This window comes from Dyella sp. (assembly GCF_036746095.1).
Taxonomy (GTDB): domain Bacteria; phylum Pseudomonadota; class Gammaproteobacteria; order Xanthomonadales; family Rhodanobacteraceae; genus Dyella_B.
The window spans coordinates 26090-32130 of record NZ_DAIOEU010000054.1; the positions used below are offsets into that span (position 1 = coordinate 26090).

Genomic DNA, 6041 nt, shown 5'->3' on the forward strand with positions numbered 1-6041 from the left:
TGGGTGGCTCACGTAATCACGGCGGCACGCGATGATCGCCCGCCGTGCCAGGAACCTCGTTTTGGCTGCGCGGCCCGCGCGGGTCTGCTTCGCGGCCGTGGCGCTGGTGATGGCAGGTTGTGCGGTCGGCCCTGACTTCAAGAAACCCGCGGCGCCGGACGTCTCCCGCTATACGGCCACGCCGCTCGGCACCACCGAGGCCACGCCCGGCGTTGCCGGCGGCGAGGCGCAGCGTTTCGTGATGGGGGGCGAGGTAAGCCGCGAGTGGTGGACGTTGTTCCATTCCCCTGCATTGAATGCGTTGATCGACGAATCGCTGAAAAACAATGCCGACCTCAAGGCCGCCCAGGCCGCCTTGTCCGTGGCGCACGAAAACGTGCTGGCGCAACGGGGCGCTTTCTATCCGAATCTGTCTGCCGAGTTTTCCGCCACCCGGCAAAGTCAATCCGGCACGCTTTCGCCGACGCCGAACAACAACGCCTATCTCTACAACCTGTTTACGCCGCAGCTCAACGTGTCTTATGTGCCCGACGTGTTCGGTCTCAACCGGCGCACGATGGAATCATTGAAGGCGCAGGAAGACGCCGTGCGCTTCCAGATGATTGCCGCGCACATCACGCTCAGCAGCAACGTGGTAGTCGCAGCGGTGCAGGAGGCTTCCTTGCAGGCGCAGGTCGACGCCACGCAGCAGCTGATCGACATCAACACCAACATGGTGAAGATCCTGCAGCGCCAGGCCGACAAAGGCTATGCCAGCGGCCTCGACCTGGCGGCGCAGAAATCGCAACTGGCGCAAACGGCCGCGACGTTGCCGCCGCTGCGCAAGCAACTGGCGCAACAACGCGACGCGCTCGCCGTGCTGGTCGGGCGTTTTCCAAGCAACGCGCCGAGCGGCACCATCGACCTGGCACAGCTGAGCTTGCCGCAAGACTTGCCTGTCAGTTTGCCCTCGGCCTTGGTTGAGCAGCGGCCGGACGTGCTGCAGGCACAAGCGAACATGCACGCGGCGAGTGCGCAGATCGGCATTGCCACGGCCAATCGCTTGCCGAATATCACGCTGAGCGCAAACGCGGGCAGCACCGCACTGGCGATGAACCAGCTGTTCCATTCTGGCACCGGCTTCTGGGGTATCGGCGCCGACATCACGGCACCGCTTTTTCAGGGCGGCACCTTGTTGCATCAGGAACGCGCCGCCAAAGCGGCCTACGTGGAAGCCGCCCAGCAATACCGCAGCACCGTGCTCACGGCTTTTCAAAACGTGGCCGACACGCTGGTTGCGCTCGACCAGGATGCCGCGGCGTTGAAGGCCGCCTCGGCAGCGAACGATGCGGCCAAGGTGACGCTCGATCTGTCCAAGCGGCAATGGAAAGACGGCTACGCCAGCTATTTGTCGTGGCTCAGTGCGGAGCAGGCGTACCAGCAGGCACGCATCAATCTGATCGTGGCGCAGGCAAACCGGTTTGCCGATACCGCGGCATTGTTTCAGGCACTCGGCGGCGGCTGGTGGCATGGTTCGGCTTTGAATCAGGATCACGATGAACATTAATTCCTTACCTGGCGTGCGATGCGCGAGCGTCGCCGCCGTGCTGCTGATGGCTGCGCTGAGCGGCGGTTGCTCGTCCAGCAATGAAGGCGCTTCGCCGACCGCCTCGGCGACATCGGTGAACGTCACGCTGACGGCGGCGCAGCGGCAGCACATCACGTTGTATACGGTTGCGGCCGGGCCGTTTCATCGCAGCATCGATACCACCGGCGTGGTGGATTTCGACAACGACCAGTCCACCAGCGTGCTGGCCCCGATCTCCGGCCCGGTGTCGCGCCTGGTGGTTTCTCCGGGCGACAAAGTGAAGAAGGGCGACCCGCTCGCCTACGTCGATTCACCCGATTTCGCCACGGCGGTAAGCACCTATCGCAAGGCATTGGTCACGGCGCACACGGCGCGCCGGCTGGCCGACCTCGACCAGGACCTGCTGCAACACCAAGGCATTGCGCAGAAGGAAGCCGACCAGGCCCAGACCGATGCCGCCAGCGCCGAAGCCGACGCCTACGCCGCAAAGCAAACGCTGCTCTCGCTGAACGTCGATCCGCAAACCATCAAGGACATCGAGCAGGGGCGGTCCATCGCGCATATCCAGGGTGTGATCCGCTCGCCTATCGCCGGCACCGTGGTCGAGAAGCTGATCTCGCCGGGGCAGTTGCTGCAGGCGGGAACCACCGCGTGCTTCACCGTCGCCGACCTGTCGCGCGTGTGGGTGATGGCGCAGGTTTCCGATGCCGACCTTTCCGCCGTGCATGTCGGTGACAGCGCGGATGTACTGACCAGCACGGATGCCAAGCCGATCACCGGCAAGGTCGATAACGTTGCCGACCTGGTGAGCCCGGATACGCGCATGGTCGCCGCGCGCGTGGTCGTCAACAACACGCAAGGACTGTTGCGCAAACAGATGTACGTGAGTGTGCGCATCCATTCGCAACACACCGAAAACGGCATGCTGGTGCCGGTCTCGTCGGTGCTGCGCGACGACGAAAACCTGCCGTTCGTCTATGTGCTGCAGGCCGATGGCAGCTTTGCGCGGCGAAGCGTGACGCAAGGTTATCGCGTGGGCGACAAATTCCAGATCCCGAGCGGCTTGCGCGCGGGCGACCAAATCGTCGTCGACGGCGGCCTCTTCGTCCAGTTCATGCAAAACCAATGAGCGATACCCCACCCCCCAACGAGACGCTGTCGCGCACCGCGTCATTCATGAACCGGATCGTCGGTGCGTCGCTGGGACAATCGTTCCTGGTGATCCTGTTGACGCTGGTCTTGGCGGGCTCCGGCATGCACTCGCTGAAGCGCTTGCCGGTGGATGCCTATCCGGATCTGTCGCCACCGATCGTCGAGATCATCACGCAGTGGCCCGGCCATGCCGCGGAAGAGGTCGAGCGCCTGATCACGGTGCCGGTCGAGCTGGGCATGAACGGTATTCCGAAGACAGCGACGACACGCTCGATTTCGCTGTATGGCCTGTCCGACGTGATCATCACGTTCAACACCGGCACCGACAATTACTTCGCGCGGCAGGAAGTCTTCAACCGCCTGGGCGACATCAGCCTGCCCAGCGGTGTAACGCCGTCGGTATCGCCCATGTCATCGCCATCGGGCCTTATCTATCGCTACGTGCTGCAAAGCACGGATCGCTCGCCGATGGAGCTGAAGACGCTGGAAGACTGGACCATCGAGCCGCAATACAAATCCGTACCCGGCGTGGCCGACGATTCGGGTTTTGGCGGCGGCACCATGCAATACCAGGTGCTGCTGGACCAGGCGAAACTCGCTTCGGTCGGTTTGTCCGCGGCGCAAGTGGAAGCATCGCTCGCCGCCAACAACGCCAATGCCGGCGGCGGCTTCTACTCGCAGGGCGGCCAGTTCTACTACGTGCGCGGCGTGGGCCGCATGCAGACGCTGCAAGACATCGGCAACGTGGTGGTGGCCGTGCACGACGGCACGCCGGTACTGGTCAAGGACGTTGGCCGCGTGACGATCGGCATCGCGCCGCGATTGGGCGAGTTCGGCTACGAGAAACAGGATGACGCCGTGGAAGGCGTGATCCTGCTGCGCACGGGCGAGAAGACACAGGACGTTCTCAAGCGCGTTGAAGCGAAAACCAGGGAACTCAACGACCAGATACTGCCGAAGGACGTCAAGGTCGTGCCGTTCTACGATCGCTCCGACCTGATCGCCTTGACCACCCAGACCGTCAAGGACAATTTGCTGCGCGGCATGTTGCTGGTCGTGGTGGTGCTGATTTTCTTCCTCTACGATTTCCGCGCCGGCCTGATCGTCGCCGTCACCATTCCATTGGCCTTGCTGTTTGCGTTCATTTGCCTGGACGCGCAGAAAGCCTCGGCGAACCTGCTGTCGATCGGCGCGATCGACTTCGGCATCCTGGTCGATGGCGCGGTGGTGATGGTGGAAAACATCTTCCGCCTCATCGCCGAACGCAAAGGCACGCCGCTCGACGTCAAGGCGATCATCCGCGATGCCGCGGCCGAAGTGGATCGTCCCTTGTTCTATGCCGTGGCGGTGATCGTCGTCAGCTTCCTGCCGATCTACGTGTTGTCGGGCCCGTCGGGCACGCTGTTCAAGCCGATGGCCGACACCATGATCTTCGCGTTGGTCGGTTCGCTGATCGTGACGTTGACCTTGCTGCCGGTGCTGTGCGCATGGTTCATGCGCAAGGGCGTGATCGAGCGGCGCAACCGCGTGTTCGAGGCGATCAAATCGGTCTATGCGAAGGGCCTGGATGCATGTCTGCGGCGTCCATGGGCGATCACGCTGGCTTCGGTGGCGTTGCTCGGCGCATCGCTGTTGTTGATCCCGCGCATCGGCGCGGAGTTCATGCCGCACCTGGACGAAGGCGCGCTGTGGGTGCGTGCCACCATGCCGTACACGATTTCGTTTGACGAGTCGGCCAAGATCACGCCAAAGATCCGCGACATCCTGCGCTCGTTTCCGGAAGTGACCACGGTCGCCTCGGAGCTGGGTCGTCCCGACGACGGCACCGATTCCACCGGCTTCTTCAATGTCGAGTTCTACGTTGGACTGAAACCGTATTCGGAATGGAAGGGGCGTTATCGCACCAAGGCGCAGCTGACGGAAGCGATCAACCAGAAGCTGCAAGCGTTCCCCGGCATCATGTTCAACTACACGCAGCCGGCCGAGGATGCGGTGGACGAGGCCGAAACAGGGCTGAAAAGTGCGCTCGCCGTGAAGGTCTTCGGCCCGAACCTCAATGTGCTGCAGGAGAAAGGCAAGGCGATCAGGAAGGTGCTGGAACACGTGCGCGGCATCGGCGACGTCACACTGGTACAGGAGCTTGGACAGCCCAGCCTCACGATCAAGATCGACCGCGCCGCCATTGCGCGCTATGGCGTGAATGTCGCCGACATCAACGCGCTGATCCAGACCGCGATCGGCGGCGACGTCGCGACCCAGGTAGTGCAGCAGGAAAAGCAGTTTGACCTGGTGGTGCGGCTTGAACGCCAATACCGCGACAACCCGGAAGAAATCGGCAACATCCTGGTCGCCACGCCGGGCGGCCAGCAGATTCCGTTAAAGGAATTTGCCGACATCAAGGTCACCAATGGCGCCTCGTTTATCTATCGCGAAAATAATTCGCGCTACATCGGCGTGCAGTTTTCAGTGGAAGGGCGCGACCTTGCCGGTGCTGTCGGCGACGCCATGGCACAGGTCGCCAAGAAAGTTTCCCTGCCGCAGGGCTATCGCCTGGACTGGGGCGGCGAGTACACGGAATACACCGCATCGCGCGCGCAATTGAATGTGATTTTGCCGCTGACGCTGGCGTTGATTTTCCTGTTGCTGTTCACGCTGTACAGCAATTTCAAGTTCCCGTTCATTACGGTGCTGGGCGTGCTGCTGACCGCACCGGTCGGCGGCATCATCGCGTTGTGGCTTACCGATACCCCGTTCTCCGTATCTTCGGGCATCGGCTTCCTGGCGCTGTTTGGCGTGTCCGTGCAAACCGCGGTGGTCTACATCTCCTACGTCAATGAATTGCGCCGGGCAGGCGTCGATGTTGCCGAGGCCATCCGGCAGGGCGCCCTCCTGCGCCTGCGCCCGATCATGATGACTGCCCTGGTCGCCGCGCTCGGCCTGCTTCCCGCCGCGCTCGCCACGGGCGTGGGCACCGATACCCAGCGGCCGTTTGCGCTGGTCATCGTCAGTGGTTTGTTCACCCGCCTGCTGATCAGCATATTCCTGATGCCGGCGTTGTACGCGCTGGTGGCGAGGAAGGACGACAGGCTGGAGGTTTGATTCGGGTCAGCAGGCCTGGATGGAATTCTTTTTTTTTATGCCGATGCCGGAGCTTGGATTTCACCCCAACCTGCGCAGCCAAAAAAACGAAACCTCATTCCGGCGAAAGCCCTCTGCTGTCCGGCAAGGAATTTGCGTGGCCCCATATACGTCTGCGGCAACCCATACGGCCGTCATTCCCGCTTTCGCGCACTGCTGTCCGGAGAAATTTTTCGCCGTTCTT

At 62.4% G+C, this 6041-nt stretch carries 4 protein-coding genes; all 4 read left to right on the plus strand.

Going from position 1 to position 6041, the window contains the following annotated elements; translation table 11 throughout:
* Positions 1-31 precede the first annotated feature (31 nt).
* Positions 32-1546: an efflux transporter outer membrane subunit gene (locus tag V7M64_RS17730; protein WP_333680946.1), complete on the plus strand. Its 1515-nt coding sequence runs from the start codon at positions 32-34 to the stop codon at positions 1544-1546.
* Positions 1536-2696, plus strand: a complete 1161-nt coding sequence (locus V7M64_RS17735) for an efflux RND transporter periplasmic adaptor subunit (protein WP_333680948.1) — start codon at positions 1536-1538, stop codon at positions 2694-2696. The genes V7M64_RS17730 and V7M64_RS17735 overlap by 11 nt, the downstream gene beginning before the upstream one ends.
* Positions 2693-5818 (plus strand): CusA/CzcA family heavy metal efflux RND transporter, encoded by a 3126-nt coding sequence (locus V7M64_RS17740; RefSeq protein WP_333680950.1) that lies wholly within the window; start codon positions 2693-2695, stop codon positions 5816-5818. The genes V7M64_RS17735 and V7M64_RS17740 overlap by 4 nt, the downstream gene beginning before the upstream one ends.
* Positions 5819-5837: 19 nt before the next feature.
* Positions 5838-6041, plus strand: a 204-nt coding sequence (locus tag V7M64_RS17745) for a hypothetical protein (protein ID WP_333680951.1), incomplete at its 3' end; no start/stop codon positions are given.

Coding starts and splice junctions, on each gene's coding strand:
- V7M64_RS17740 (WP_333680950.1), top strand. CDS start 2,693: ATGAGCGATACCCCACCCCCCAACGAGACGCTGTCGCGCACCGCGTCA.
- V7M64_RS17730 (WP_333680946.1), top strand. CDS start 32: ATGATCGCCCGCCGTGCCAGGAACCTCGTTTTGGCTGCGCGGCCCGCG.
- V7M64_RS17735 (WP_333680948.1), top strand. CDS start 1,536: ATGAACATTAATTCCTTACCTGGCGTGCGATGCGCGAGCGTCGCCGCC.